We start from the raw sequence: 3,613 nt of genomic DNA on the forward strand, positions 1-3,613 counted from the left end.
CTCCGCGATCTCCCACAGGCCGTCCGGAACAATCCAACTCCAAGTACCCCGCCCCATACCGACATCAACGACGCCTCACCACATAGGACACGGTCTTAGTAGGAGGCCGTGCTTCCCCAGCACTGGAGGCTCCGACTTTGCTCGCTTACACGCCAGCGGGGCCTGCGGTTCATCGATCCTTGAGGGCCTTGGCCAGTGGCCTCGCGCATCGGGGACGGCGATCGGACAGGACCGCCGTCCGCGATATCACCGGTGGTTCAGTGGTGAATCACTCCGGGTCTGATGGAGGCTCGATTCCCTGAGAGGATCAAGTCATGGCACGGCCGTCCCCCTACCCTCCTGAGCTTCGCGAGTGTGCGGTGCGCATGGTTACGGAGGTCGGCCCGAGCTATCCGACTACGCTCAACACCAGTCCCAATCGGCAGCTGGAGTCAATGCAAGGAGCCTCCACCGATCCCGGGGCGGTTCAATGGATCCGGATCCCCCTGATGTGGACCCCCTTGGGGTCCCACGGCCAGTGGTAGACGGTCCACTTGTTGATCGATCCATCGGGCGCCCACCTATCGTTCCCATCTCGATACTGGACGCGGTTGTTGCCAGTCGAGATCCGTGTGACCCACCACTGCTTCGAAAAGTCTTGCGCTCCGGCGTTGGCGTAACACCATGTTTCGTCGGAATTGTCGCGGTAGGGTAGGTTGACGTGGACCCACAGGAACTCGCCTGTGCTGCACGGTACATTGTCGATCGCGGACGCCTGCGGTGTGGTGGCAACGGTGAGTGATGCCGCCGCCATGACGGTTGTCAGGGCGGACAGGGCCACCCGTTTGGCTCTTTGGTTCATGCATTTTCTCCTTTTCGTGTCGTACTGAGGGGCCGGACGGTGGTGCGGTCTGGCACAGTGCCGTCCGGAGTCGAGGCGTGAGGCTCTGGTTCAGGTCGCGTCAGGCGCGGCCAGGAGATGTGTGGCCCGGTCGACCTGAGCCTGAACCTGTTCCTTGTAGCCGGTCAGGACTTTGGCGTTGGCGGATATGAGCTGCTGCTGGTATCCGGTGAGGACGGCGAAGTAGACGGCGGCCAGATTCGATGACCGCGTGCAGGACTCGTCGGCCGTGGCCGCGGCGATCTCCTTCGCGGTCGCCTTCTCGGCGTTCAGGAAGCCGTTGGCCAGCTTCTCGGGATCATCGGCCGGGTGTCCCGCCGCTTTCATGCAGGCCGACCAGCGTTCACGCGCGGCGCCGACCCGGCTGTCCGCGGACGCCTGCTGGAACGACTGCCCGAACAGGTCCTGGGTGAGCTTCCACCCCTGCATGCCGGCGAGAGACGGAACTTGCTTGTCCGCCTTGTCGCAGCAGGCCTTGTAGTCCTCCAATTCCTGGCCGGTCGGGCCTTCGGTGGCTGAAAGGGGAACTCCGACGTGGAAACCGATGCGCTTGGCGGTCGCACTGCCGATGTAGCCCCACGCACCTGCCGGTCGGATCGCTTCTTTTTCCCTTTTTGTCTTCGCGGCGGTCTGGGTCTCTTTCTGGCCTGCATAGCTTGTGTATCCCCGGCTTTGCATGCAGCGGGTGATCAGCGCCTCGTTTGTCCGGTCCAGCAGGACGTCGTCCTGCTCGGAGGTGCCGTAGGCGGACAACGGGAGGCCTATCAGTCCGTCGTATCCGGTGGCGGGCGCTGTCGAAGTGGCCGCGATGGCCGGCGGTGTCGCATATGCCGCACTGCTGGCGAGGCTTGCGGAGCAGCCGGTGGCCAGCAGGGCGGCGATCACCGCAGCACAGGCCACGCCCGCCACGGGCCTTGGGCCCCGCTGTTCGGCAGGGGCGACTCGGACGGATCTCATGCTGGCCTTAACCTTTCTGAGAATAGAGGCGAAGTGCTGTGTTAAACAGAGGTCTGAGCTGCCAGCTCATTCTGGTGTGGCATTGCAGTTTCAGGATCACCGAGCGCTCGCCGAAGGGGCTTTCAGCACTTCCCCCTCGCCTATGCCGCACGTTGCGCCGCTGCCCGGGCGTCAGCTCCTACAGCGTAGAAGGACCATGCCTGCCTAAGCTTGAACCCCGGCGCCACCTCGATGGAACGTCAGCGCCAAGAAGGAGCGCGAGGACCCGGAGGTCCTGTTGTGATGCGCCGTCCGAGCCGTCGCTCAGCGTGGAGTGGTTGCGCCAGGCTGAGCAAGTGGCTGAACGCGCGTGCCGATTCACAGTGCGATCACGATCTTTCCGTGAACATGCCTCTCGGCCTGCGTCGTCACGGCTTCGCGGATCCGCTCGACCGGAAAGGTCGCCGCGATCGGCACCGCGATCGCGCCGGAACCGATCGCGCCGGCGATCCGTTCCAGGACGCCTGGCGTTGAACAGATCCTCCACGGCGGGTTCCGGTGTGGACCGGCACGGTCTCCTCGCGCGCAACCGCGTCGGTGATCGATGCCGTGATTCGGCGAGACCACCGACATCGAGGCGCGCAGCAACGTCTTCTTCAGGGCCGGCCAGGTCCTCAAGGGCAGCCTCAACGCCCCTGCCCAGCCGGCCAAGCGCACCTGACGGAACCGCGCCGCCCCGAAGCGCCGAGCTTCGGGGATTTCTACGTCCCGAACACTCACGCAACGCATCACCCCAGCTTAAAGCCCAACCGAACGCTCTCACGTTCGGAAATCCCGGCGACCTTCTGAAGTTCCTGCGGCGAGCCGACCTGGAGCCCCGACCCCGAGGAGTCCTGAGGGCAGCTGTGCCCCTAGACGGACAGGCCACCTCCGTCGGAGGCCTGCGCGTGGCTACTGGGCAGTCTGGCGTAAGGAATCGGCTAACTCGCGGTGCTCCACCGCCAGCTGCTGGCCAAGCCAAATAGCGCTGTAATCGCGTCAAATACCAGTTGCTGGGCGAGGCGCACGACGCGGCGTGAGGACCAACTGGGATATTCATTCCGGCCTGCCCAGCCTGGCAACGCATGGCTCCTGGGCTCGTACACTCTGGAAAGGATTGAAAGCATGACCACAGTCAGTGCGTCCACCTGAGGTTCCCCCGCTGTGCGGGAGGTGCTGACTAGCTGGTCAGGGCGGGGTTACGTGGTTTCAGGTTCGCTTGATCGGTCGCTGCCTGGTTGGCGTAGTCTTCTCCTCGAACTCGATCGGGCTGAGGTAGCCGAGCCGCTTCTGGATGCGGCGGGGGTTGTAGAAGCCGTCGATGTAGTTGAAGAGCGCGAGGTTCGCCTCGGCGCGTGTGGCGAAGACGCGGCCGCGGACGCACTCGGTCTTGACCAACATCCACAGATTCTCCGCCAAGGCGTTGTCGAACGAGTCGCCGACGGATCCCATCGACGCTTGGATACCGGCTCTGAGCAGGCGTGTTGTGAGTTTCACGGACGTGTATTGGCAGCCGTGGTCCGCGTGGTGAATGAGCTCGCCGGCGATGGGATCACGGGACGCGAGGGCGTACTCGAGGGTGGTCAGGACCAGGTCGGCGTCGGCGCGGGCGGAGGTTTCCCAGGCCACGACCCGGCGCGAGAACGCGTCGCGGATCGCGGACAGCCACAACGGGCCCTCGCCGGTCGGGATCATGGTCAGGTCGGTGACCCACAGCCGGTTCGGCCCGGGTGCGGTGAAGTCGCGCTCGACCAGGTC

At 64.5% G+C, this 3,613-nt stretch carries 3 protein-coding genes and 1 pseudogene; all 4 read right to left on the reverse strand.

Translation table 11 applies throughout. The features are described from left to right. Positions 1-466 precede the first annotated feature (466 nt). Positions 467-841, reverse strand: a complete 375-nt coding sequence (locus tag ADK55_RS36285) for a beta/gamma crystallin domain-containing protein (RefSeq protein ID WP_078998825.1) — start codon at positions 839-841, stop codon at positions 467-469. Between the two features lie 90 nt (positions 842-931). Further along, positions 932-1,765: a hypothetical protein gene (locus ADK55_RS12175; RefSeq protein WP_234350013.1), complete on the reverse strand. Its 834-nt coding sequence runs from the start codon at positions 1,763-1,765 to the stop codon at positions 932-934. A 429-nt stretch (positions 1,766-2,194) separates the two neighbouring features. Continuing rightward, positions 2,195-2,350 (reverse strand): annotated as a pseudogene (locus ADK55_RS40705) (zinc-binding dehydrogenase); the annotation flags it as partial. Between the two features lie 714 nt (positions 2,351-3,064). Next, on the reverse strand, positions 3,065-3,613 hold a 549-nt coding region (locus tag ADK55_RS12185; RefSeq protein ID WP_107089169.1), incomplete at its 5' end, for an IS3 family transposase.

This window comes from Streptomyces sp. WM4235 (genome assembly GCF_001279725.1).
In the GTDB taxonomy this organism is placed as follows: Bacteria; Actinomycetota; Actinomycetes; order Streptomycetales; family Streptomycetaceae; genus Streptomyces.